This is a genomic window from Nocardioides pocheonensis (genome assembly GCF_003725535.1).
In the GTDB taxonomy this organism is placed as follows: Bacteria; Actinomycetota; Actinomycetes; order Propionibacteriales; family Nocardioidaceae; genus Marmoricola; species Marmoricola pocheonensis.
On the sequence record NZ_RJSF01000040.1, the window covers coordinates 427407 to 451362 of the forward strand.

Annotated in this window: 26 protein-coding genes; 18 read left to right on the plus strand and 8 right to left on the minus strand. The window is 71.5% G+C overall.

Translation table 11 applies throughout. The features are described 5' to 3' along the window. Positions 1-4: 4 nt before the first annotated feature. From EFL26_RS12895 to EFL26_RS12910, 4 genes are read right to left on the minus strand one after another with little or no spacing between them, the layout of a single operon-like run. Complete coding sequence (locus EFL26_RS12895; RefSeq protein ID WP_246000172.1) at positions 5-508, minus strand: aminoacyl-tRNA deacylase; 504 nt, start codon at positions 506-508, stop codon at positions 5-7. After that, entirely contained in the window at positions 486-920 is a 435-nt protein-coding gene (locus EFL26_RS12900) for a VOC family protein (protein WP_123223262.1), read from the minus strand. The genes EFL26_RS12895 and EFL26_RS12900 overlap by 23 nt, the downstream gene beginning before the upstream one ends. Positions 921-937: 17 nt before the next feature. Continuing rightward, entirely contained in the window at positions 938-2185 is a 1248-nt protein-coding gene (locus EFL26_RS12905; protein WP_425464110.1) for an RNA polymerase sigma factor, read from the minus strand. Further along, positions 2186-2539 carry a YciI family protein gene (locus tag EFL26_RS12910; protein ID WP_123223263.1) on the minus strand — a complete coding sequence of 118 codons (354 nt, stop codon included), beginning with the start codon at positions 2537-2539 and terminating at the stop codon, positions 2186-2188. A 122-nt stretch (positions 2540-2661) separates the two neighbouring features. Between EFL26_RS12910 and EFL26_RS12915 the strand changes: the two genes are divergently transcribed. The 3 genes from EFL26_RS12915 (at position 2662) to hemW (ending at position 6481) form a co-directional block, all read left to right on the plus strand. Further along, positions 2662-3321, plus strand: a complete 660-nt coding sequence (locus EFL26_RS12915; protein WP_221176944.1) for an MOSC domain-containing protein — start codon at positions 2662-2664, stop codon at positions 3319-3321. Between the two features lie 87 nt (positions 3322-3408). Then, complete coding sequence (locus EFL26_RS12920) at positions 3409-5238, plus strand: AMP-dependent synthetase/ligase (RefSeq protein ID WP_123223264.1); 1830 nt, start codon at positions 3409-3411, stop codon at positions 5236-5238. Positions 5239-5269: 31 nt separating this feature from the next. Beyond that, a complete protein-coding gene (hemW, locus tag EFL26_RS12925) occupies positions 5270-6481 on the plus strand; it encodes a radical SAM family heme chaperone HemW (RefSeq protein ID WP_123223804.1) in 1212 nt (403 codons plus the stop codon). Between the two features lie 61 nt (positions 6482-6542). Here the strand turns inward: hemW and EFL26_RS12930 are convergent, their stop codons facing one another. Further along, positions 6543-7397 carry a DUF3097 domain-containing protein gene (locus EFL26_RS12930; protein ID WP_123223265.1) on the minus strand — a complete coding sequence of 285 codons (855 nt, stop codon included), beginning with the start codon at positions 7395-7397 and terminating at the stop codon, positions 6543-6545. Between the two features lie 194 nt (positions 7398-7591). Here EFL26_RS12930 and EFL26_RS12935 point away from each other — a divergent pair, with 194 nt between their 5' ends. Together EFL26_RS12935 and EFL26_RS12940 are read left to right on the plus strand one after the other, a co-directional pair. Then, positions 7592-8287, plus strand: coding sequence for a PadR family transcriptional regulator (locus EFL26_RS12935; protein ID WP_123223266.1), 696 nt, complete (start codon positions 7592-7594; stop codon positions 8285-8287). 4 nt (positions 8288-8291) lie between these two features. Beyond that, complete coding sequence (locus EFL26_RS12940; protein WP_221176945.1) at positions 8292-8693, plus strand: DUF1707 SHOCT-like domain-containing protein; 402 nt, start codon at positions 8292-8294, stop codon at positions 8691-8693. Between the two features lies 1 nt (position 8694). Here EFL26_RS12940 and EFL26_RS12945 read toward each other — a convergent pair whose 3' ends face one another. Then, a complete protein-coding gene (locus EFL26_RS12945; protein WP_123223268.1) occupies positions 8695-9555 on the minus strand; it encodes an MBL fold metallo-hydrolase in 861 nt (286 codons plus the stop codon). 119 nt (positions 9556-9674) lie between these two features. On the opposite strand from EFL26_RS12945, the gene hrcA reads away from it, so the two are divergent. The 5 genes from hrcA (at position 9675) to EFL26_RS12970 (ending at position 14564) form a co-directional block, all read left to right on the plus strand. After that, complete coding sequence (gene hrcA / locus EFL26_RS12950) at positions 9675-10697, plus strand: heat-inducible transcriptional repressor HrcA (RefSeq protein WP_123223269.1); 1023 nt, start codon at positions 9675-9677, stop codon at positions 10695-10697. An 8-nt stretch (positions 10698-10705) separates the two neighbouring features. Continuing rightward, entirely contained in the window at positions 10706-11866 is a 1161-nt protein-coding gene (gene dnaJ, locus EFL26_RS12955) for a molecular chaperone DnaJ (protein ID WP_123223270.1), read from the plus strand. Next, the gene (locus EFL26_RS12960; protein WP_123223271.1) at positions 11863-12597 is read left to right on the plus strand and encodes a 16S rRNA (uracil(1498)-N(3))-methyltransferase; all 735 of its coding nucleotides are present in this window, start codon (positions 11863-11865) and stop codon (positions 12595-12597) included. Before dnaJ ends, EFL26_RS12960 begins: the two co-directional genes overlap by 4 nt. 517 nt (positions 12598-13114) lie before the next feature. Beyond that, positions 13115-13792 (plus strand): GAF and ANTAR domain-containing protein, encoded by a 678-nt coding sequence (locus EFL26_RS12965; RefSeq protein WP_123223272.1) that lies wholly within the window; start codon positions 13115-13117, stop codon positions 13790-13792. Beyond that, the gene (locus tag EFL26_RS12970; protein WP_123223273.1) at positions 13785-14564 is read left to right on the plus strand and encodes a GAF and ANTAR domain-containing protein; all 780 of its coding nucleotides are present in this window, start codon (positions 13785-13787) and stop codon (positions 14562-14564) included. The genes EFL26_RS12965 and EFL26_RS12970 overlap by 8 nt, the downstream gene beginning before the upstream one ends. 9 nt (positions 14565-14573) lie before the next feature. Here EFL26_RS12970 and EFL26_RS12975 read toward each other — a convergent pair whose 3' ends face one another. Further along, positions 14574-15578: a Gmad2 immunoglobulin-like domain-containing protein gene (locus EFL26_RS12975; RefSeq protein WP_123223274.1), complete on the minus strand. Its 1005-nt coding sequence runs from the start codon at positions 15576-15578 to the stop codon at positions 14574-14576. Continuing rightward, positions 15578-16108: a SigE family RNA polymerase sigma factor gene (locus EFL26_RS12980; RefSeq protein WP_123223805.1), complete on the minus strand. Its 531-nt coding sequence runs from the start codon at positions 16106-16108 to the stop codon at positions 15578-15580. Before EFL26_RS12980 ends, EFL26_RS12975 begins: the two co-directional genes overlap by 1 nt. 91 nt (positions 16109-16199) lie before the next feature. Here EFL26_RS12980 and EFL26_RS12985 point away from each other — a divergent pair, with 91 nt between their 5' ends. From EFL26_RS12985 to EFL26_RS13020, 8 genes are all read left to right on the plus strand, one after another. Further along, entirely contained in the window at positions 16200-16550 is a 351-nt protein-coding gene (locus tag EFL26_RS12985; protein ID WP_123223275.1) for a histidine triad nucleotide-binding protein, read from the plus strand. Beyond that, complete coding sequence (locus EFL26_RS12990; protein ID WP_123223276.1) at positions 16547-17722, plus strand: hypothetical protein; 1176 nt, start codon at positions 16547-16549, stop codon at positions 17720-17722. The genes EFL26_RS12985 and EFL26_RS12990 overlap by 4 nt, the downstream gene beginning before the upstream one ends. Positions 17723-17839: 117 nt before the next feature. Next, positions 17840-18883, plus strand: a complete 1044-nt coding sequence (locus tag EFL26_RS12995; protein WP_183408174.1) for a PhoH family protein — start codon at positions 17840-17842, stop codon at positions 18881-18883. A gap of 31 nt (positions 18884-18914) precedes the next feature. Then, a complete protein-coding gene (gene ybeY / locus EFL26_RS13000) occupies positions 18915-19424 on the plus strand; it encodes an rRNA maturation RNase YbeY (protein ID WP_123223278.1) in 510 nt (169 codons plus the stop codon). Continuing rightward, positions 19421-20740, plus strand: a complete 1320-nt coding sequence (locus tag EFL26_RS13005; protein ID WP_123223279.1) for a hemolysin family protein — start codon at positions 19421-19423, stop codon at positions 20738-20740. Before ybeY ends, EFL26_RS13005 begins: the two co-directional genes overlap by 4 nt. A gap of 44 nt (positions 20741-20784) precedes the next feature. Further along, positions 20785-21114: a cytidine/deoxycytidylate deaminase family protein gene (locus EFL26_RS13010; protein ID WP_246000173.1), complete on the plus strand. Its 330-nt coding sequence runs from the start codon at positions 20785-20787 to the stop codon at positions 21112-21114. A 28-nt stretch (positions 21115-21142) separates the two neighbouring features. Further along, positions 21143-22621 (plus strand): FAD-binding oxidoreductase, encoded by a 1479-nt coding sequence (locus EFL26_RS13015; RefSeq protein WP_342773533.1) that lies wholly within the window; start codon positions 21143-21145, stop codon positions 22619-22621. Further along, positions 22618-23913 carry a class I SAM-dependent methyltransferase gene (locus EFL26_RS13020; protein ID WP_123223280.1) on the plus strand — a complete coding sequence of 432 codons (1296 nt, stop codon included), beginning with the start codon at positions 22618-22620 and terminating at the stop codon, positions 23911-23913. The genes EFL26_RS13015 and EFL26_RS13020 overlap by 4 nt, the downstream gene beginning before the upstream one ends. Positions 23914-23956: the final 43 nt, after the last annotated feature.

Sequence of the window (23956 nt, forward strand, 5' to 3'; positions counted from 1 at the left end):
ACCCTCAGCCGATCTCCGTCACGTCCGCGACCGTCGCGTCGAGGGCGGCGACGAGCTCGGCTGCGTCGACCGTGAGCGCCACGCCGTGCGCGCCGCCGCCGATCGAGATCGTGCCCTCCAGTGACGCGTCGGCGATCACCGGCAGGGGAGTGCGGCTGCCGAGCGGGGTGATCGTGCCGCGCACGAAGCCGGTGACGTCGTACGCCGCGTCGGCCGAGGGCATCGAGAGTCGGTTGACGCCGAGCAGGGCGCGCAGCTTGGGCCAGGCGATCTCGCGGTCGCCGGGAACGAGCACGAAGCGGTGGTCGCCCTCCGAGACCCGCACCACCATCGTCTTGACGACCTGGCGCGGCTCGATCCCGCGCGCGGCGGCGGCCTCCTCCAGCGAGCGGACCGGGCCGTGCCGGGTGACGTCGTACCGGAGTCCGAGCTCGTCCGCCGCCGCGATCGCCCCCCCGGAGTTGTCCGAGCCGGGTGGCTCGGCGTCACCAGGGGGCAACGGTGACACCGCCCCACTCCTCGGGCTCCACGTCGCGGATCGTCTGCGTGAGCTCCCAGTGGTGGCCGGCGGGATCGCGCACGACACCGGAGCGCTCGCCGTACTCCCACGTGGTGAGCTCCTCGACCACGGTCGCTCCGCCGGCGCACGCCTTCGCGAAGGCGGCGTCGACGTCCGGCACGCGCACCTTGAGGATGTGGGGCACGCTGCCCGCCGTCGGCGGCTGCTTCTCGCCGCCGGCCTCCGCGACGATGACGGCGGCGTCGTCCCCCACGCGCAGCTGGGCGCGATGGGCCTCGCCGACGCGGACCCGCTCCTCGAAGCCGAACGCGTCGCCTAGCCACGCGACCGCGGCCCGGACGTCGGGATACGGCAGCACGGGCGTCACCGTCACGGGTGGTGCGGAGCGGTTGGTCAGCACGTTCGCCAGCGTAGCGATCAGAGGCTGTCCCGCCGACCGACCAGGTGGGCACGCTCGGCCTCGTTCGCGGTGAGCTCGAGCGCGCGGTCGTAGGCGGCCCGGGACTCGTCGTACCGGCCGAGCCGTCGGAGCAGCTCGGCGCGGGCGACGTGCCACGGGTGGTACGACGCCAGGTCGAGCCGGTCGACGATGCTCAGCCCCACCTCGGGGCCGTCGAGCTCGGCGACCGCGACGGCCCGGTTGAGCTCGACGATCGGGTTGGGTTGCACGGCGAGCAGCTGGTCGTAGAGCTGCACGATCTGGGACCAGTCGATCATCGAGGCGTCGAGGGCATCGGTGTGGACCGCGTTGATCGCCGCCTGCAGCTGGTAGGGGCCGGGCCGGTTGGTCGCGAGGCACTGGCGCACCAGCCGGTGCCCCTCGTCGACCAGGGCGGAGTCCCACAGCGTGCGGTCCTGCTCGTCGAGCGTGACCAGCCTGCCGTCGGCGATCCGCGCCGGCCGGCGTGCCTCGGTGAGCAGCATCAGCCCGAGCAGGCCGTCGACCTCGGGCTCGTCGACCAGGGTCGCGAGCTGCCGGGTGAGGCGGATCGCCTCCGACGACAGGTCGACGCGCAGGCCCTCGCCCTCGCTGGCCAGGTAGCCCTCGTTGAAGACCAGGTACAGCACGGCCAGCACGGCGCTCAGGCGAGTGGGGAGGTCCTCCGCGCTCGGCACCCGGTAGGGGATGTTCGCGTCGCGGATCTTCTGCTTCGACCGGGTGATCCGCTGGGCCATCGTGGTCTCCGGCACGAGGAAGGCCCGCGCGATCTCGGGGACCGTGAGGCCGCCGAGCAGGCGCAGGGTGAGGGCCACGCGGTTCTCGAGCGCCAGCGCAGGGTGGCAGCAGGTGAAGATCAGGCGCAGCCGGTCGTCCTCGACCGGTCCGGTCGGTTCATGAGGGGTGTGGTCCTCGAGCATGGCGGCCTCGGCGTACTTGGCGTCGCGCTTCTTCTCGCGTCGGATCCGGTCGATCGCCTTGTTCCCCGCGGTCGTGGTGAGCCACGCGCCGGGGTTCGGCGGGATGCCGTCGGCCGGCCAGCGCTCGAGCGCGGTGACCAGGGCGTCGGCGACGGCGTCCTCCGCCAGGTCGATGTCGCCCAGACGGCGAATCAGGCTGGCGACGACACGGCCGTGCTCGGCACGCACGATCGCGGTGATCTCCTCGGAGATGCTCTCCGTGACCGTGGCGCCTCGCTCGACGGGATCCTCGGGCGAGCTCGGCACTCAGCCCACGACGCCCTGGAACGGCCGGATCTCGACCGGGTGCATGCACGCGGCCGACGCCCGACGCGCGATGTCGAGGGCCTCGTCGAGGTCGGCGGCCTCGATCACCCAGAACCCGCCGAGCTGCTCCTTGACCTCGACGTACGGGCCGTCGGTGACGATCGAGGCACCCTTGCGGCCGTCGACGACCGTCGCGTCGGAGGGGTGCGTGAGGCCGCCGGCGAAGACCCAGTGGCCGCTGCCCTGCAGCTCGGTGTTGAACGCGTCGGTGAGCCGGAAGGACTCCTGCTGCTCCTCCTCGGACAGGTCCGGGTGGTCCCAGTCGTGGATCACGGCCATCAGGTAGTGCGTCATCGGTTGCTCCTCCGCTCGGGGGCTCGCGCCCATCTTGTCGTGATCACCACGAAGGACCGAAGCCCAATACGACACGTGTCGGTGATTTCCCCGGACGCGTGATCGGTGTGAGGATCGGAGCCGTGCCCACCGTGGTCTCCGTGAACGTCGGTCTCCCCAGGCTGGTCGGCTTCGAGACCACCTCGCTGCCGATGACCGGGATCGAGAAGCGCCCCGTCGACGGCCGGGTCCGGATCACGACGTACGGCGTCGAGGGCAACGGCTGCGGCGACACCGTGAATCACGGTGACGCGTTCATGCGCGTCTACGCCTACTCCGTCGAGGACTACCGCTGGTGGGAGACCGAGCTCGGCGCCACCCTGCCGCCGGGTCACTTCGCCGAGCAGCTCACCACCGAGGGGATCGACCTGAACGCCGCGCTGGTGGGGGAGACCTGGCGGGTGGGCACCGCGGTGCTGCAGATCGCCCACGTGCGCACCCCGTGCCTGACGTTCAAGGGCTGGATGGGCCACACCGGGCACGACAACACCGCCTGGGTACGCCGGTTCGCACTCGCCGGCCGCCCCGGGCCCTACTTCCGGGTGCTCGAGGAGGGCAGCGTGGCCGCCGGTGACCCGATCGTCGTGCTCGAGCGGCCCGACCACGACGTGACGGTGGCGACCATGTTCCGCGCGCTGCTGGTCGAGCCGCGTCTCCTCCCGCGGCTGCTCGCGGTCGACGGCCTCAAGGGCTGGGTGCGGGAGCGGGCCGAGGCCGCCGTGGCGAGATCCGATCCGTCCTGAGATCTGGGTCTTGTGGCCCATCTGCCGCGTGGTGATCTAGGTTACGTTCGACTTACCCCTGAGTAATCGACGAGAAGCGAGCGCGCCATGTCCCCCGTCGTCCGAGACACCACCTTCATCGACCAGCGATCGCCCAACATGGCGGCCATGTTCCTGGAGAGGGTCGCGAAGTCCTCGTCGCACGAGGCCTTCCGCTACCCGGTCGCCGACGGCCGGCCGTGGGCGTCGCTGACCTGGAAGCAGACCGGCGACCGGGTGGAGAAGCTCGCTGCCGGCCTGCTGGCGCTCGGGCTCGAGTCCGAGCAGCGCGTCGGCATCGCGTCCGGCACACGCGTCGAGTGGATCCTGGCCGACCTGGCCGTGATGTGCGCCGGCGGCGCGACCACGACCGTCTACCCCTCGACGATGAGCTCCGACGTCGCCTACATCCTGGCCGACTCGGAGTGCCGGATCGTCTTCGCCGAGGACGACGTCCAGGTCCAGAAGCTGCGCGAGCACCGCACCGAGCTGCCCCACCTCACCAAGGTGGTCGTCTTCGACGGCTCGTCGAACGAGGACTGGATCATCGACCTCGAGGAGCTCGCCAAGCTGGGCGAGGAGCTGCTCGCGCAGGACCCGAAGGCCGTGCGCAAGGCCGTCGAGGCGATCGAGCCCGACCAGCTGGCCACGCTGATCTACACCTCGGGCACCACCGGTCGCCCGAAGGGGGTCCGGCTCCGCCACTCGTCGTGGACCTACGAGGGCGCCGCGATCCAGGCCCAGAACATCCTGAGCGAGGACGACCTCCAGTTCCTCTGGCTCCCGATGGCACACTCCTTCGGCAAGGTGCTGCTCTCCACCCAGCTCGCCTGTGGCTTCGCCACCGCCGTGGACGGGCGGGTCGAGAAGATCATCGACAACCTCGCCGTCGTGAAGCCGACGTTCATGGGTGCCGCGCCCCGCATCTTCGAGAAGGCGCACGCGCGCATCGTCACGATGCAGGCGGCCGAGGGCGGGCTCAAGGAGAAGATCTTCAACCAGGCGTTCAAGGTGGGTCTCGAGGTCGACCGGCTCAAGCGTGAGGGCAAGTCCGTCCCGCTCCCGCTGTCGCTGCAGCACGCGCTCTTCGACCGGCTGGTGTTCGCGAAGATCCGCGACCGCTTCGGCGGCCGGGTGCGCTTCTTCATCTCCGGCGCCGCAGCCCTCAACCAGGACATCGCGGAGTGGTTCCACGCCGCCGGCATCCTGATCCTCGAGGGCTACGGGCTGACGGAGACCTCGGCCGGCTCGTTCGTGAACCACCCCGAGCACTACCGGCTGGGCACGGTCGGCGAGGTCTTCCCGGGCAGCCAGGTCCGGCTGGGCGAGGGCGACGAGATCCAGATCAAGGGCCCCGGCGTGATGGACGGCTACCACAACCTGCCCGAGGAGACCGCCGGCGCGCTGACCGAGGACGGCTGGCTGCGCACGGGTGACAAGGGCGCCCTCGACGCCGAGGGCTTCCTCACCATCACCGGCCGGATCAAGGAGCTCTTCAAGACCTCGGGTGGCAAGTACATCGCGCCGCCCGCGATCGAGGCGAAGTTCAAGGCGCTGTGCCCCTACGCCAGCCAGTTCATGGTCTTCGGCGACGAGCGGAACTACTGCGTCGCGCTGGTGACCCTCGACCCCGACGCGCTGATGGAGTGGGCGAACGAGCACGGCCTGAGCGGAAAGTCGTACGCCGACCTCGTCGCCACCGACGAGGTCGTGGCGATGGTGCAGGAGTACGTCGACCAGCTGAACCTCGAGCTGAACCGCTGGGAGACGATCAAGAAGTTCCGCCTCCTCGACCACGACCTCACCGTCGAGTCCGGCGAGCTGACCCCGTCGATGAAGGTCAAGCGCAACGTCGTCGAGGACAATCACAAGCACACGATCGACGCCATGTATGCCTGAGGCTGCTTCGCCGGGGTCGTAGGTTCTGGTGGTGCCCTCGACCCTGCCCGACGGTGAGCCGGCGCCCGCGGACGGGTCGCTGCCGGCCGGTGCGCTCGCGTCGCTGCGCGAGCGTGCGCTGGGCGTCTACGTGCACGTGCCGTTCTGCCGCGTGCGCTGCGGCTACTGCGACTTCAACACCTACACCGCGACCGAGCTCGGCGGAGGTGCCTCGCAGGCCTCGTACGCCGACACGGCGACCCGCGAGCTCGACCTGCTCCACAAGGTGCTGGTCGGGGCGCCCCCGGTGGCGACGGTGTTCGTCGGTGGCGGCACGCCGACGGTGCTCCCGGCGCGTGACCTGGTCGGCCTGCTCGCCGGGATCGCCGACCGGTTCGGGCTCGCGCCTGGTGCCGAGGTCACCACGGAGGCGAACCCGGACAGTGTGACGCCCGACGGGCTCGCCGAGCTGCGCGAGGGCGGGTTCACGCGGATCTCGTTCGGCATGCAGTCGGCGGTGCCCTCGGTGCTCGCCGTGCTCGACCGCACGCACGATCCCGAACGCGTCCCGCAGGCCGTGCAGTGGGCGCGCGACGCGGGTTTCGAGCAGGTCAGCCTCGACCTGATCTACGGCACGCCGGGGGAGACGCTGGACGACTGGCGTCGCTCGCTCGACGCAGCGCTGACCTGCGAGCCGGACCACGTCTCGGCGTACTCGCTGATCGTCGAGGACGGCACCGCGCTGGCCCGGCAGGTGCGGTCCGGCGTGCTGCCGATGCCGGACGAGGACGACCTCGCCGACAAGTACCTGCTCGCCGACGAGGTGCTCGAGGCGCACGGCCTGGGCTGGTACGAGGTGTCGAACTGGTCCCGTGCCCCGGAGTCGCGGTGCCGGCACAACGAGCTCTACTGGACCTCGCAGAACTGGCTCGGGGTCGGGCCCGGCGCCCACGCGCACGTCGGGGGAGTCCGGTGGTGGAACGTCAAGCACCCCACCGCGTACGCCGAGCGGCTGGCCGCCGGGGTCTCGCCGGCCCTTGCTCGCGAGGAGCTCGATCCCGAGACCGGCCTCGTCGAGCGGGTGCTCCTGGAGGTGCGGCTCCGCGACGGCCTGCCGCTGGAGGTCCTGGACGCGATCGGCACCCGCGACCGGGTCGACGACGTGGTCGCCGACGACCTGGCCGTGGTCGACGACGACCGCCTGGTCCTCACCCTCCGCGGCCGGCTGCTCGCCGACGCCGTGGTCCGCCGACTGCTCGACTGAGCGGATGGTCCCACCCGGAAAGCACCACTCGGAGGCGAGAACCGGTGCCTTTCCTGTGGGACTAACCGTCCTGGCCGGCCGTCACGAAGTCGATCAGCTCCTCGACCCGGCCGAGGAGGGCCGGCTCGAGGTCGGCGTACGAGCCGACCCTGGAGAGGATGTGCTGCCAGGCGCGGGCGATGTCGGCCTGGTCGCGGTGCGGCCAGCCGAAGCTCTGGCAGACGCCCTTCTTCCACTCGAGGTGGCGCGGGATCGTGGGCCAGGCGTCCTTGCCGATGCGCTGCGGCTTGACCGCGGCCCAGATGTCGACGAACGGGTGGCCGACGATCAGCACGTGCCTCCCGACCGGTGACTTCGCCACGGACTGGGCGATCCGGCTCTCCTTGGAGCCGGGCACCAGGTGGTCGACGAGCACACCGACCCGCCGCTCGGGCCCCGGACCGAAGTCGCGCAGGTGCTCGGCCAGGTCGTCGACACCCTCGAGGTACTCCACCACCACGCCCTCGAGACGGAGGTCGGCGCCCCAGACCTTCTCGACCAGCTCGGCGTCGTGCCGGCCCTCGACGAAGATCCGGCTGGCCCGCGCGACCCGCGCCTTCGCGCCCGGGACCGCGACCGATCCTGACGCCGTGCGTGTGGGCGCGGCCGGCCCCGTGCGGCTCGGCGCGACCAGGATCACCGGGCGTCCCTCCAGCAGGAAGCCGGGGCCGAGCGGGAACGTCCGGCGCTGGTGGTGGCGGTCCTCGAGCGTGACGACGCCCAGGTCGCGCTCGACCTTCACGATCTCGCCGCAGAAGTCGGTCTGAACCTCTTCGACGACCAGCCCGGGCTCGGCCGCCGCCTCGGCGGCGCGACCGTTGCGAGGCGCGCGCCAGTCGGAGGAGAGGACGTCGGAGCCGTAGCGGTCGGTGGTCACCGGGTCACCGTACGAGCGGGATCGGCGGTGGCGGGGGAGGCCCGCCGTGGGGCGGCCGAGCCTGCCGGCGCGGCCCCGGAGGCACCCGGAACATCTCTTGACTCCCGGACGTTCGCGATATATCGTCAACGTATCGAGAAGTTCGGCGCACTATCGGAGCCGCCGCCTCGATCATCGACCAGAAGGAGATCGACATGTACAACCGAACCGACAATCCCTGGACCGCCGAGTTCGAGGCGGTCCGCAGGCAGCACGGTCGTGGCCGTGGCCACGGCCGGCACCCCGGCGGAGGGTGGGGCGGCCCCGGCTGGGGCGGCCCGATGGGCCCGCCGCCGTGGGTCGCGCAGATGTTCGGCCCGCAGTGGGCCGGACCCGGCGGTGGCCGGGGCGGTCGTGGCCGTGCTCGCGTCCGCCGTGGCGACGTCCGGTCGGCGATCCTCGACGTGCTCGGCAGCGCCGCGGAGCCGATCAACGGCTACCAGGTGATCCAGCTGATCGCCGAGCGCAGCAACGGCGCGTGGAAGCCGAGCCCCGGCTCGGTCTACCCGACCGTCGCGCAGCTGCAGGACGAGGGCCTCGTCGAGGACGCTCCCACCGGGCGCAAGACCCTCCAGCTCACCGAGGCCGGCCAGGCCCACGTGCGCGACCACGCCGAGGAGCTCGCCGCCGTCTGGCAGCCCTTCGACGACGAGGGGCCGGAAGAGGCATCCGACCTGCGCCAGGTGATCGGCCAGACCGTCGGCGCGATCATCCAGGTCGCCTCGACGGGCAGCCCCGACCAGCGCCAGAAGGCCGTGCAGATCCTCGCCGAGACCCGGCGCCGGCTCTACGGGCTGCTCGCCGAGGGCCCGGATGCCGACGCCGACGACGGCGACACGGGCGAGGAGTGACCTCGTGCCCGCACATGACCTGCGGCTCAGCGACGCCGACCGCGACGCGGCGATCGACCGGCTGAGCGAGCACTACGCAGCCGGCCGCCTCGACAAGGACGAGTTCGACGAGCGCAGCGACGCGGTGTGGTCGGCGAAGACCGGGGCCGACCTGGCTCCGGTCTTCGCCGACCTCGAGCCGCTGCACCGCAGCCGGCGCCCGTACGCCGGTCCGTACGCCGGCCCCTTCGTCGGCCCGTTCGGCCCGTGGGGACGACGCCGCTGGTTCGGCGTGCCGTTCCTGCCCGTGCTCTTCGTGCTCATCGTGCTCACGGTGCTCACCCACGTGCCGTTCGTGCTGCTGGCGTTCGTCGGGTGCATGTTCGTGCTCGGTCGCCGGCGCCGCCGGTCGTGGCACCGCACCTGACTCAGATCAGCGGCAGTCGCTTCTGCGCCCTGGGAAGGTGCTCGTAGCCGCGGCGTACGGCGTGCCGGAGCTGCTCGCGCGGGTAGGGCCACTCCGCCGCCTCGAGCGCCTGGTCGAGCGGGACGCCCCGCCCGGCCAGGTCGCGGATCGTCTCGGCGACCACGCCGAGAGCGGCGCGCTGCTCCTGGACGAAATCGCGCCCCACGGGCGCGCCGTGGCCGGGCACGACCACGGTGTCCGGCCCGACCAGGTTGAGGGCCAGGTCGAGGGTCGTCGGCCACTCCATCGGCCACGAGTCGTCGCCGTAGCCCGGCGCGCCGCCGCGCAGCGCGGACTCCTCGACCAGGTCGCCGGCGAGGACGACGTCGGCGTCCGGCACGCGGACGACCAGGTCGCCACCGGTGTGGCCCTTGCCGGGGTGGATCAGCTCGACGAGCCGGTCGCCCAGGTCGAGCGTGAGGGCGGAGGAGAACGTCCGGCTCGGCACCAGGGGGTGGGTGTCGACCAGCTCGGCGTACCGCGGGTCGTCGTCGAGCTCGGCGGCGGCCTGGCCCCGGATCTCGGCGGCGTGCTCGGGCAGCGCCTCGGCCGCCGCTTCGTGGGCGACGATCTCGGCGCCCTCGGCCGCGAACACGCCGTTGCCGAAGGTGTGGTCGAAGTGCACGTGGGTGTTCACCGCGGCCACCAGGGGAGCGCCGGAGAGCCTGCGGAGGTCGGCGAGCACCTCGTGCGCCGCCCTTTCCGACGCGTTGGTGTCGACCACGACGAGCCCCGCCGGTCCCTCGACCACGCTCACGTTCACGTCGAACCACGCGTAGCGAGCGACCCACACCCGGTCGGCGACCTCGAGAAACCCCGTCATGGGATCCACCCTAGAGAGCCCGCCGCGGCGGCGGGCGGGCACGGGCGCTGCCTTGTAGACTTGGCACTCGACGCGCGGGAGTGCCAATCCATGCGCGAGCCGACCGGAGAGGAGACGACGTGATCGAGGATCGGAAGCTCGCCGTGCTGCGGGCGATCGTCGAGGACTATGTCGCCACCCAGGAGCCGGTGGGCAGCAAGACCCTCGTGGAGCGGCACCGGCTGGGAGTCTCCCCGGCGACGGTGCGCAACGACATGGCCTGGCTCGAGGACGAGGGCCTGATCGCCCAGCCGCACACGAGCGCGGGCCGCATCCCCACCGACAAGGGCTACCGGTTCTTCGTCGACCGGCTGACCAGCCTCAAGCCGATGTCGGCCGCCGAGAAGCGTGCGATCGCGACCTTCCTCGAGGGCGCGCACGACCTCGACGACGTGGTCCAGCGCAGCGTCCGGCTGCTTGCGCAGCTGACCCAGCAGGTGGCGATCGTGCAGTACCCGACCCTGGCGCGCTCCACGGTGCGCCACGTCGAGCTGGTGGCGCTGAGCACGTCGCGGCTCCTCGCGGTGCTGATCCTCTCGACCGGCCGTGTCGAGCAGCGGGTGATCGAGGTGCCCGTCGAGCTGACCGACGACCTGATCGGTGACCTGCGCTCCCGGGTGAACAAGACTGCCGCGGGCGCCCGCATCTCCGACGCGGCGGCGGCTCTCGGTGACCTCCCCGACGACGTCGCTCCCGACAACCGGTCGACGTACTCCATCGTGGTCGCCGCGCTGGTCGAGGCCATCTCCGACCACCGCTCCGACGAGCGTGTCGTGGTCGGCGGCACGGCCAACCTCGCGCGCTTCGGCGAGAGCTTCGACCAGTCGATCAAGCCGATGCTCGAGGCGCTCGAGGAGCACGTCGTGCTGCTCAAGCTGCTGGGCGAGGCCACCTCGCCGAGCGAGGTGACCGTGCGGATCGGTCACGAGGGGCCGATCGACGAGCTCGCGTCGACCTCCGTGGTCGTGACCGGCTACGGCTCCTCGGACGAGGCACTCGCCTCGCTGGGTATCGTCGGCCCGACCCGCATGGACTACCCCGGCTCGATGGCGGCCGTCCGCGCCGTCGCGCGCTATGTCTCGACGATCCTCGACGAAGGATGATCTGACCTGTGAGCCAGGACCCCTATGCCGCGCTCGGCGTCGAACGCGATGCGGACGCCGAGACGATCAAGAAGGCGTACCGCCGGCTGGCGCGGCAGTACCACCCCGACGTGAACTCCGACCCCGGCGCGGCCGAGCGGTTCAAGGAGGTCTCGCACGCCTACGAGGTCCTGTCCGACCCGGAGAAGCGCCGCGTCTACGACCTCGGCGGAGACCCGTTCGGCGGGGGCGGCTTCGGCCAGGGCGCCGGCTTCTCGTTCACCGACATCATGGACGCCTTCTTCGGTGGGCAACAGGCGGGCGGACGCGGTCCGCGTCCCCGGCAGCGTCGGGGCCAGGACGCCCTGGTGCGGATCGACCTGGAGCTGGCCGAGGCGGCGTTCGGGGCGACCCGCGAGCTCAAGGTCGACACCGCCGTCCTCTGCTCGACCTGCCGGGGCTCCGGGGCCGCCGAGGGCTCGCGCCCGGTGGTCTGCGAGACCTGCCACGGTCGCGGCGAGGTCCAGCACGTGCAGCGCTCGTTCCTCGGCGAGATCCGCACGTTGCGGCCGTGCGCTGCCTGCCGCGGGTACGGCGAGATCATCCCCGACCCGTGCCGGGAGTGCGCCGGCGACGGGCGGGTGCGGTCGCGTCGTGCGATCACCGTGAAGATCCCGCCGGGCGTCGACACCGGCACCCGCGTCCAGCTCAGCGGCGAGGGTGAGGTCGGGCCGGGCGGCGGCCAGCCGGGAGACCTGTACGTCGAGGTGCACGTCGCTCCGCACCGGATCTTCCAGCGCGACGGTGTCGACCTGCGCTGCCACGTCTCCGTCCCGATGACCGCCGCCGCGCTGGGCACCACGATCGAGCTGCCGCTGCTCGAGGCGGACCTGGACACCGAGGACATCGAGCTCGAGCGCTCGGTGGTCCTCGAGATCAGCCCGGGCACGCAGTCGGGCACCGAGAAGGTCCTTCGTGGCCGTGGCGTGCCCGGGCTCCGCAGCGGCGCCCGGGGCGACATCGTGGCCACGATCGACGTCGAGACCCCGACGAAGCTGGACGAGCAGCAGGAGCAGCTGCTGCGCGAGCTGGCCGCGATCCGCCGCGAGGAGTCTCCGGACGGCCGCATCCAGCCGACGCAGAACAAGGGGATGTTCGGCCGGATCCGCGACGCGTTCAACCCACGGTGAGCCTACCGGTCTTCCTCTCCGACGCCGTGACCGGTGCGTCCGTCGGCGCCCCCGTGGTGCTCGACGGCGACGAGGGACGGCATGCCGCCACCGTCATGCGGATCCGGGCGGGCGAGCAGGTCGTGCTGACCGACGGTGCCGGCGTCTCGGCCACGTGCACGGTCGTCGAGGCGGCCAGGGCCAGCCTGAGCCTCCGGGTCGACTCCGTCGAGCACACCGACCGCGCCCTGCCGCACGTCACGGTCGTGCAGGCGATCCCCAAGGGAGACCGCGGCGAGCTGGCGGTCGAGATGCTCACCGAGATCGACGTCGACCGGATCGTGCCGTGGGCCGCGGCCAGGTCGGTCGCCGTGTGGCGCGGTGAGCGCGCGACGAAGTCACTCGCCAAGTGGCGCGCGGCCGCCCGCGCCGCGGCGAAGCAGGCTCGGCGCGGCTGGCTGCCGGAGGTCACCGAGATGGCCGACACGGACGCGGTCGCCGGGCTGCTCGCCGATGCCGACCTCGCGGTCGTGCTGCACGAGGACGCCGCTCTGCCGCTCGCGGCACTGTCGCTGGAGGGAGTCGAGTCGGTCGTCGTGGTGGTCGGTCCCGAGGGTGGGCTCGACGAGGCGGAGCTGGCTGCATTCACCTCCGCCGAGGTGGTGCGCCTCGGCTCGTCGGTGCTGCGCACGTCCACGGCAGGTGTCGCCGCCGTCGCCGCCCTGCTGTCACGCACGCCCCGCTGGAGCTGACCGCTCGGTGGCCGGCGTACTCACGCCAGGGTGAGCCCGGCGGGAGGGCACATGCCCTCCCGCCGGGCCGTGGCGCATCGGAGCAGCCGCCGGCGTGGCGGTCCCCCGGCTCCGACCCGTCGCACCGTCGCGGCAGCCGAGGTCCCCGGCGCACCGGCTGCGACGTCCCGCGTCGCGAGTCGCCGGGCCACGGCGGGTGTCGCCGGGGCCCGAGTGATGGCTGAGCGGGAACCGAACGGGTACGGGCACGGCGTGGACCACGGTAGGGCGGTGGGGTGGGAGGCCCACCCGACCGGAATCATTCCCATGCCGACCCCTTCGGAGCGCATCTCGTGATCGGCGGGGTCCGGGCCGTCGCCGCGTCGCGTGACGTGGCGCTGTCCGCAAAATAACCCCGCGGCGGCGCTCCGTCCAGAGTCCCAATGCCCGGCAGATCCTGCTGCTCAGCCAGTAGAGTGCGGCCAGTCGCGGCGTACTCGGCCGCCGCGGTGTCCAGGGGGACGGAGGAACGCGTCGGATGTCGGACGACCGGACGATGCAGGTGGCGAAGCACGACGGTCTGGATGCCGTTCGTGACTTCTGCCGCGTCGCGCTGGCCCGCATCGGCGTGGACGCGGCGGCCGTGAGCTACCGGAGCTCCGACACGGGGATCGAGCTCCTCCATGCCACCGATGACGTCGCCGACCGGCTCACACAGCTCGAGCTGACCCTGGGGGAGGGGCCGACGTTCGACGCGGTCGCCTCGAGCCTGTCGACCGCCGTCGACGACCTGCGCAGCCCGATCGCCACGCACCGGTGGCCGCTCTTCGCCACCGAGGCGGTGGTTGCGGGAGTGCGCGCGATGTTCGCCTACCCGATCGTGCTCGGCGGGGTCACGTTCGGGGCGGTAGGGCTGTACTCACGACAGCCGATCCGGCTGGGCAGCGAGCAGCACCGGGTCGCCGAGGACCTCACCGAGCTGATCGGCCTGGCCCTCGTCGACCCGCGCTCGGGCCGAAAGGTCGGCGGCACCTTCCGGATGAAGGTTCACCAGGCAGCGGGCATGGTCATGGTCCAAGCGGGTACGTCGATCCACGACGCGCTCGTCATGCTCCGGGCGACCGCCTTCGCAGAAGACACTCGGGTCACAGAACTGGCGGCGGACGTCATTGCCGGGCGCCGCCGGTTCGCAAGGACGGAGGAAGCCCATGGCTGACCCTGACGGGGGACTGGACGGCGGCCAGGTCGGCGGCGCCAGCAGACGGGCGGTGCGGGTCGCGGAGAGCTTCGTGGCTCTCGCCGACACGCTGGTGGACGACTTCGACGTCGTCGAGCTGTTCGACCGGCTGGTCTCGGACTCGGTCAACCTGCTCGACGTGGATGCGGCTGCGATCCTCCTGTCCAGCGTCAACCGGACCCTCGAGGCCGTGGCCAGCTCGGACGAGGCCTCGCGCGTCGTCGAGCTGGTCCAGCTCCAGAGCCACGCCGGCCCGTGCATCGACGCGATGCGCACCGGCGAGCCCGTCCACGTCACCGACGCCGAGGAGATCGTGCGCCGATGGCCGGCGTTCGGCCGGGCCGTGCTCGCCGCGGGCTTCACCGCGGTGTACGCCGTGCCCCTGCGGCTCCGGGACGAGCGGATCGGCGCGCTGAACCTCTACGCCTCCGGCGACCCGCTCACCGAGTTCGACCGGCGGCTGGCGCAGGCGCTGGCCGACGTCGCGACGATCGCGATCCTCCAGCAACGCAAGTTCACGCGGGCCTCGGTGCTGGCCGAGCAGCTCCAGGCAGCCCTGAACACCCGTATCTCGGTGGAGCAGGCCAAGGGAGTGATCGCCGAGTACGGCGGCGTGGACATGGGTGTCGCCTTCGACGCGATCCGCGACTTCGCCCGCAGGCACCGCCTCAAGCTCAGCGCCGTGGCCGGCTCGCTGGTCGAGCGGGAGCTCGACCCCGGCCAGGTCGTCGAGCCCCGGCGCGACCGCTGACGAAGCGCCTCACTGCACCGTGATCTGCTTGGTGTCCTGGTCGACGGGGAGGTTCTGGCCCGACTCGTCGGTGTCGTGGACGACCAGCGTGTAGGTGCCGGGAGGCGCCGTCACCTGGAAGGAGTACGGCGAGAGCGTGCAGCACTCCTGCGCTGTGGTGAATCCCTTCTTCGCGACCGTGTCGCCCTGCTTGAGCTCCCAGACGACGTTGGCCTCGAACGTCGCGGCGCGGCCGGTCACGGTGAACGGGCTGGACACGGTCGAGCCCTCGGCGGGCGCATCGACCTGCACCAGCGCCTCGACGTCGTCGGGGTTGCCCGCCGCCAGCGGCTCGGACGCCGGTACGCCGAGGACGGTGTCGCTGTGCTTGCCGTCCAGCAGCAGCTGCACCGGCACCCGTCCCTTCCCGAGACCCGCCTGGGCGGAGTAGATCAGCTGCTGCACGGCCAGCTCCGCGTCGGCCTGGCTCATGCCGGCGGGCCGGTCGTGGAGGTCGCCGACGAGGTCGATGGTCAGCGCATCACCGTCGTAGGCGACGTTGCGCAGGCCGGTTCCGTCCGGCCAGGGCGCCGTGTAGTCGGCGTCCTGGGGAGTCCCGGAGAGCGCGGTGACGGTGGCCGCCTTGAGCAGGCACGCGTCGGTGTCGCACGTGTCCTTGGCCTGGAACTCCCGGTAGAGCTTCGGTCCGTGGGATGAGTCGCCCACGAAGTACACGGGCACGGCGCGTCGGCTCGTGGCGCCACCCGTGGCCCCATCGGTCGGCTGTGGGCTCGAGGTGCCCTGGGTCGGCGTACCGGAGGGGCTCGGAGTCGTGTCGTCGCTGGTCAGCCAGAAGGCCCCGGCGACGACCACCGCCATCACCGCGGCGACGGCGAGCGTGGGCAGGATCCAGCGGCTCTTCATGGGGACCACCTTGTCGGTTCGGGAGCGGATGTCGTCGTAGCTTCCGCGCGGGCGCACGTCGGCCACGGCGTCGTGCAGGACGCGGCTGAGCTCGTCGTCGGGCTGGCTCATCAGTCCTCCTCCTCGCGCGGCAGCGCCGCACGCAGCGCGGCGGCGCCTCGGGACGCGTGACTCTTCACCGCGCCCCGGCTGATGCCGAGCGTGCCGGCGATCTCGGCCTCCGAGAGGTCGAGGTAGTAGCGCAGGGCCAGCACCTCGCGCTGCCGCGCGGGCAGCGCCGCGAGCGCGTCGAGCACCGCCGTGCGGCGCTCCGTGCGCAGCACCGTCTCGTCGGCGCCCGCGGCGGCGGGCACGGGCTCCGGCTGGTGCCGGGTGGCCACGGCCCGGCGGCGCAGCGCGCTGCGCGACCGGTTCACGACCGTCTGGCGCAGGTACGCCGGCGCCTTGGCCCCGTCGATCCGGTCCCAGCGCGCGTGCACGGCGACGAACGAGTCCTGCACGACGTCCTCGGCCAGGCCCTGGTCGCGCAGCAGCAGGACGGCGAGCCTGACCAGCGCGGTGTAGTGCCCGGCGTACAGCTCCTCGAGGGCGGCGTCGGCGTCGTGGCCTGTGATGGCCGCCTCCTCCACCGTCGTGAGCATGGTCGTGTTCACGCTACTGGGACGCGCAGCCCGCTCCGCCGGTTTACACGCCGGGGACACCGATCCGCCGGGGGCGACCTATCCTCGGTCCATGACCGCGGACCCCGACTGCCTGTTCTGCAAGATCGTCGCGGGTGAGATCCCCGCGACCGTCGTGCACGAGACCGACACGACCGTCGCCTTCCGCGACCTCGAGCCGCAGGCGCCGACCCACGTCCTCGTCGTGCCCCGCAGTCATTACCCGAACGCCGCGGCCCTGGCGGACGGCGAGCCGGACACCGCGGCCCATCTCTTCGCCACCGCTCGCGAGATCGCCGAGCAGGACGGCCTGGACGGCGGCTACCGGCTGGTCTTCAACACGGGAGCCGATGCGCACCAGACCGTCTTCCACGTGCACATGCACGTGCTGGGCGGACGGAAGATGGGCTGGCCTCCCGGATGAGGCGTCCTGCGGCCGCGGTCCTGGCGGTGGGTGCGCTCGCCCTGGTCGCCGCCTGCGGCAGCACCCCCGACAGCCCGTCAGGTGGCGCGGCCCGCTCCGCGAGTCCGAGCCCGACCTCGAGTCCGGCCTCCAGCACGGCGACGACCGCACCCGTGGCGGACAAGCCGCTGCGTGCGGGGGAGCGCCGGGTCACCGTCGCCATGCCCAAGCCCTACACGCCGTCCGCGCCGACCGGCGTCGGCACCGACGACTACCGGTGCTTCCTGCTCGACCCGAAGATGACGCAGGACTCCTTCATCACCGGCTTCAACGTGCGTCCGGGCAACCCCACCGTGGTGCACCACGTGATCCTCTTCCGGGTGCCGCCCGATCTCGTCAAGGAGGCGGAGAGCAAGGACGCCGAGACACCGGGCGAGGGCTGGACCTGCTTCGGCACCTCCGGTCTGAGCTCGCAGGGGAGCCTCGACGACGCGCCCTGGCTCGGGGCCTGGGCCCCGGGCGGCTCCGAGCGGATCTACGGCAAGGGCCTCGGTGAGACGATGCCCGCGGGCTCGCGGATCATCATGCAGGTGCACTACAACCTGCTGGAGGGCGCGGCGCCGGACACCAGCGCCGCCGAGCTCCGGCTCAGCACCGACCCCGCCACGCAGGCCCTCGAGACCCAGCTGCTCCCGGCACCCGTCGAGCTGCCGTGCCGCCCCGGGAAGAGTGGGCCGCTCTGCGATCGCGCGAACGCCCTCGCCGACGTCAAGGCGCGGTTCGGCGACGGGCCCGGCTCGATCGCCGACGGGCTCCACCTCCTGTGCGGGGGCGCTCCGCCCGGGCCGGTGCAGTCCTGCACGCGCGAGATCACCGCTCCGGAGACGATCCGCGGCGTCGCGGGCCACATGCACCTGCTCGGCCGGCAGATCCGGATCGAGGTCGACCCGGGCACCCCGAAGGCCCGGACCATCCTGGACATCCCGGTGTGGGACTTCGACAACCAGGGCAGCCGCCCGACGCCGCCGATCCACCTGCAGCGGGGCGACACGGTCAAGGTGACCTGCACGCACAGCCAGGACCTGCGCGACCGGCTCCCCGCGTTCCACGGCCAGCCCGACCGCTACGTGCTGTGGGGCGAGGGCACCACCGACGAGATGTGCCTCGGCATCCTCCTGGTCACGCGCCCCTGAACCTCGTCGCACGGCCCGTACGCCGCGCGGCCACCAACTCGGGTGCCCCGCGCGAGCCACTCCCGTAACATGGAGAGGCACTGCTCCCCACCGAGAGGCCGCCCGCGAAGGGCACGGATGACTGACACCAGCAAGGCGAGCACCGAACGCTCAGCAGAGTCCCGCGGACCGGGCACGCTCCACACCGTCGTGGTCCCGACGAGCGTGAACATGGTGGCCCTGCTCGGCCCCGGTGACGAGCACCTCGCCCTCATCGAGAAGGCCCTCGTCTCCGACATCCACGTGCGGGGCAACGAGATCACGCTGACCGGCGATCCGGGCGAGGTCGCGCTCGCCGAGCGGATGATCGACGAGCTGGTCGCGATCGTGCGCACCGGCCAGGGCCTCACGCCCGAGACGGTCGAGCGGGTGATCACGATGCTGCGCGCCGAGTCCACCGAGCGCCCGGCCGACGTGCTCTCGCTGAACATCCTCTCCAACCGCGGCCGCACGATCCGCCCCAAGACGCTGAACCAGAAGCGCTACGTCGACGCGATCGACCGCCACACGATCGTGTTCGGCATCGGCCCGGCCGGCACCGGCAAGACCTACCTCGCGATGGCCAAGGCCGTGCAGGCGCTGCAGGCCAAGAAGGTCAACCGGATCATCCTGACGCGTCCTGCCGTCGAGGCAGGGGAGCGGCTCGGCTTCCTGCCCGGCACGCTCAGCGAGAAGATCGACCCCTACCTGCGGCCGCTCTACGACGCCCTGCACGACATGCTCGACCCCGAGTCGATCCCCAAGCTGCTCACCGCGGGCACGATCGAGGTCGCTCCGCTGGCGTACATGCGCGGACGCACCCTGAACGACGCGTTCATCATCCTCGACGAGGCGCAGAACACCTCTCCGGAGCAGATGAAGATGTTCCTCACCCGGCTCGGGTTCGGGTCGAAGATCGTGGTCACCGGTGACGTGACCCAGGTCGACCTCCCGTCGGGCATCAAGTCCGGGCTGCGGATCGTCGAGGGCATCCTCGACGGAATCGAGGACGTCTCCTTCAACCGGCTGACCGCCCACGACGTGGTCCGCCACAAGCTGGTCGGCAAGATCGTCGCGGCGTACGACGAGTTCGACGCCCGCGCGGAGCACCGCCGCACGATGCGGTCGGGCAGTCCGGAATGAGCACGAGCGTGCGAGCGAATCGACCGGCGTCATGACGATCGAGGTGCTCAACGAGTCCGGGCTCGACCTGCTCGACGTGAGCCGCACCCAGCGGCTCGCGGCGTTCGTGCTGGACCGGATGCGGGTCCACCCGCAGGCCGAGCTGTGCATCACGGCCGTCGACGAGGACACCATCGCCGAGCTGAACGCGAAGTGGATGGACAAGGAGGGGCCGACCGACGTGCTGGCCTTCCCGATGGACGAGCTGCGCCCGGGTCAGGTGAACGAGGAGCCCGAGGAGGGCGTGCTCGGTGACCTCGTGCTGTGCCCGGCCGTCGCCGTGCGTCAGGCCGAGGAGGCCGTCGCCAACGGCCAGGCCGGTCACACGGCCGTCGCCGAGCTCGACCTGCTCACCGTCCACGGGATCCTGCACCTGCTCGGCTACGACCATGCCGAGCCCGAGGAGCACCAGGAGATGTTCGGCCTGCAGGCTCGCCTCCTGGCCGAGTGGCAGGCCGTGCTGAGCGGCGGCCCAGCTCCCGAGGGGGCGGCCCCGAGATGAGGGCGGACAGTCCGGGCCTGCTCCTGATCGTGATCGGTCTGGTGCTGGTCGCCGGGCTGCTCAGCGCCTCGGAGGCGGCGCTCGGAGGCTTCTCGCGCGCCCGCGCCGAGGAGCTCGAGGACGAGGGCCGCAGCGGCGCACGTCGCGTGCTCCGGATCCTCGAGGACGCCCCGCGCTACCTCAACACGGCGCTGTTCCTGCGCCTGCTCTCCGAGACCAGCGCGGTGGTGTTGGCGACCCTGATGATCCAGCACGTCCTGGGCGCCGGCCGCTTCGTCGTCGTCCTGGTCTCGGTCGCGGTCATGCTCGTCGTGTCGTTCGTGGTGATCGGCGTGGGCCCGCGCACGCTCGGTCGCCAGCACGCGGAACGCATCGCCCTCGGGTCCGCGGGTCTGGTGATCGCGCTCACCCGCGTGCTCGGTCCGATCCCGCAGCTGCTGATCCTGGTCGGCAACGCCCTCACCCCGGGCAAGGGCTTCAGTGAGGGGCCGTTCGCGTCGGAGGCCGAGCTGCGCGAGATGGTCGACCTGGCCGAGGCGAGCCAGCTGATCGAGTCCGACGAGCGGGCGATGATCCACTCGGTCTTCGAGCTCGGTGACACGATCGTCCGCGAGGTGATGGTGCCGCGCACCGACGTCGTCTACATCGAGCGGCAGAAGACGCTGCGGCAGGCGATGTCGCTGTTCCTGCGGTCCGGCTTCTCCCGCGTGCCCGTGATCGGGGAGGACCTCGACGACATCATCGGCTTCGCCTACCTCAAGGACGTCGCCCGCCGGGTCTTCGACCGCAAGGACGCCGAGACCACCGAGCACGTCGAGTCGGTGATGCGTCCCGTGCTCCACGTGCCCGACACCAAGCCGGCCGACGACCTGCTCCGCGAGATGCAGCAGTCACGCAAGCACCTGGCCGTGGTCGTCGACGAGTACGGCGGCACCGCGGGCCTCGTCACCATCGAGGACATCCTGGAGGAGATCGTCGGCGAGATCACCGACGAGTTCGACCGCGAGGAGGTCACGCTCGAGCGGCTGCCCGACGGCTCCACCCGGGTCTCCTCGCGCTACCCGGTCGACGACCTCGAGGAGCTCGTCGGGGTCGAGATCGACGACGACGAGGTCGACTCCGTCGGCGGCCTGATGGCCAAGCACCTCGGCCGCGTGCCGATCCCGGGGTCGACGGTCGAGGTCGGCGGCCTGCTGTTCCGGGCCGAGGAGGCCAAGGGGCGTCGCAACCGGATCGGCACGGTGCTGATCAGCCCGGTCGAGGTGCGCAAGCCCGAGCCCGAGCCGACCGAGACCCCGTCCCCCGCGAAGGCCTGACGGCGCGGACCTTGTTCGGCCTGCCGGTCAGTAGGATCGCGGCCGTGGAAGCCGAGGACGAGAAGCTGGTGGTGCTGGCGCGCGCGACGAGGGTGCGCACGGGCGCGGCCGAGGGTGCCGCGCTGCGCGACCTCGACGGGCGCACCTACGCCGCCGCCACGGTCGACCTGCCGTCGCTGAAGGTCTCCGCGCTCGGCGTGTGCATCGCGATGGCCGTGGCCAGCGGTGCCCGGGGCGCCGAGGCGGCCGTCGTGCTCAACGAGGGAGCTTTCCTGGAGAGCGAGCTGGTGCCGTTGCGGGAGTTCGCCGGAGCCGGCGTACCGGTGCACCACGGGGGTCCGAACGGCACGATCGGCGATAGTCACTCGACGTGACCCCCGGTCGCGGCGCTAAATTGCTCCGGTGGCTTTGATCGGGAGGACGCGGCACGAAGCCGCAGTGGAGCAGCTGCGCAGGTCCTACGCCGCGATCGCCCCGGCGGACACCGTCCGGCTGGCCAAGAAGACGTCGAACCTCTTCCGGGCGCGCGCTGCCACGAGCGGTCCGGGCCTCGACGTCTCCGGCCTCGACGGAGTGATCGGCATCGACCCCGCCGGGCGCACCGCCGACGTGCAGGGCATGTGCACCTACGAGCACCTGGTCGAGGAGACCCTGCGCCACGGCCTGATCCCGTACGTCGTGCCGCAGCTGAAGACGATCACGCTGGGTGGCGCCGTCACCGGGCTCGGCATCGAGTCGACGTCGTTCCGCAACGGACTGCCCCACGAGTCGGTCCTGGAGATGGACATCTTCACCGGCAGCGGCGAGGTCGTCACCGCGACCGAGGACAACGAGCACGCCGACCTGTTCCGCACCTTCCCCAACTCCTACGGCTCGCTCGGCTACGCCACCCGGTTGCGGATCCGGCTCGAGCCGGTCCCGGCGTACGCCGCGCTGCGGCACGTGCGCTTCCACGAGGCCGACAAGCTGTCCGCCGCGATCGCGGAGATCACCGAGAGTCGGGAGTGGGACGGCGTCCGGGTCGACGGCCTGGACGGCGTCGCGTTCGGGCCGGGGGAGTACTACCTGACGCTGGCGACCTGGACCGACGACGGAGGTTTCGAGGTGGTTCCTGAGGAGGTCGCGCAGCGACCGTCTCGAAGGGCGGGCGAGCTCGCACCTCAACCACCGAAGACGTCGGACTACACGGGCCAGCAGATCTTCTACCGCTCGATCCAGCAGCGCTCCACCGACCTCCTGACCGTCCACGACTACCTGTGGCGCTGGGACACCGACTGGTTCTGGTGCTCCGGCGCGTTCGGTGCCCAGGACCCTCGTGTCCGCCGGCTGTGGCCGCGGCGCTGGCGGCGCTCGGACGTCTACATGAAGCTGCTCGGCCTGGACCGTCGGTTCGGCATCGCCGACCGGCTCGACCGGCGTGCCGGCCGCCCGCAGCGCGAGCGGGTCATCCAGGACGTCGAGGTGCCGGTCGAGCGGCTCGGCGAGTTCCTCGACTGGTTCGACGCCGCGGTCGGCATGCGTCCGGTCTGGCTGTGCCCACTCAGGCTTCTCGCGCGCGGCAGTGACGCAACCACGGACGTAGCAGGTGGTTCCCACCCATGGACTTCCTATCCGTTGGAGCCCGGGCAGACCTACGTCAACGTGGGCTTCTGGGGCACGGTGCACGTCGGCGCCGACGCCCCGCAGGCGCCGCGCAACCGGGCGATCGAGGCCAAGGTGCACGAGCTCGACGGCCACAAGTCCCTCTACTCCGACTCCTTCTACGACCGGGAGACGTTCGACCGGCTCTACGACGGCGCCAACCTGGCTGCGGTCAAGCAGCGCTACGACCCTGATGACCGGTTCATCAGCCTCTACGACAAGGCGGTTACCCGACGATGACGCTCCTCTCCTCCACGACCTCCATCGCCGATGCGTTCACCGAGCTGCTGCTCGGGGACATCCCGTTCCGGTTCACGGCGTACGACGGCAGCAGCGCGGGTCCCGAGGACGCGCCGTACGGGCTCAACCTGCTCAACGAGCGGGGCCTGAACTACATCCTCTCCGCGCCCGGCGACCTCGGCCTGTCGCGCGCCTACGTGTCCGGCGACCTCGAGGTGATCGGCTCGCACCCGGGTGACCCCTACGACGCGCTGATGGCGATCAAGGGCGGTGCGAAGGGCCTCAAGTTCCGGATGCCGAAGCCCGGCGAGGCCCTCGGTCTCGTGCGCGCGCTCGGGGTGTCCAACCTCAAGCCGCCGCCGGTGCCGCCCGAGGAGCACCTGCCTCGGTGGCGCCGGATCATGGAGGGCTTCCTGCACTCCCCGGAGCGCGACGCCGAGGTGATCCACCACCACTACGACGTGTCCAACCGCTTCTACGAGATGGTCCTCGGTCCCTCGATGACCTACACCTGCGCGGTCTTCCCGACCGAGGAGGCCACCCTCGAGGAGGCGCAGTACGCCAAGTACGACCTGGTCTGCCGCAAGCTCGACCTCCAGCCCGGCCAGCGGTTGCTCGACGTGGGCTGCGGGTGGGGCGGCATGGTCCGGCACGCCGTCAAGCACTACGGCGTCACCGCGCTCGGCGTCACGCTGTCGGCGGAGCAGGCCGCCTGGGCCCAGCAGAAGATCAAGGAGGAGGGCCTCGACGACCGTGCCGAGGTGCGCCACCTCGACTACCGCGACGTGACCGAGACGGGCTTCGACGCGGTCAGCTCGATCGGCCTGACCGAGCACATCGGCGTGGCCAACTACCCGTCGTACTTCGGCTTCCTGAAGTCGAAGCTGCGCCCGGAGGGTCGGCTGCTCAACCACTGCATCACCCGGTCGCACAACAAGAAGGCCCAGACGGGGGCGTTCATCGACCGCTACGTCTTCCCCGACGGCGAGCTCACCGGGTCCGGCCGGATCATCACCGAGATCCAGGACGCCGGCATGGAGGTGCACCACGAGGAGAACCTCCGGATGCACTACGCCAAGACCCTGGCCGGCTGGAACCGCAACCTCGTCGAGCACTGGGACGAGTGCGTCGCGGAGGTCGGTCTGGGCACGGCGCGGGTGTGGGGGCTCTACATGGCCGGGTCTCGGATGGGCTTCGCGCTCAACGAGATCCAGCTCCACCAGGTGCTGGCGACGAAGACCACGCCCGACGGCTCCAGCGGGATGCCGCTGCGCCCGACCTGGCTCTCCTGAGGGGGGCGGGCGACCCGCCGGGATCGCGGAGGATTCTGCGAAT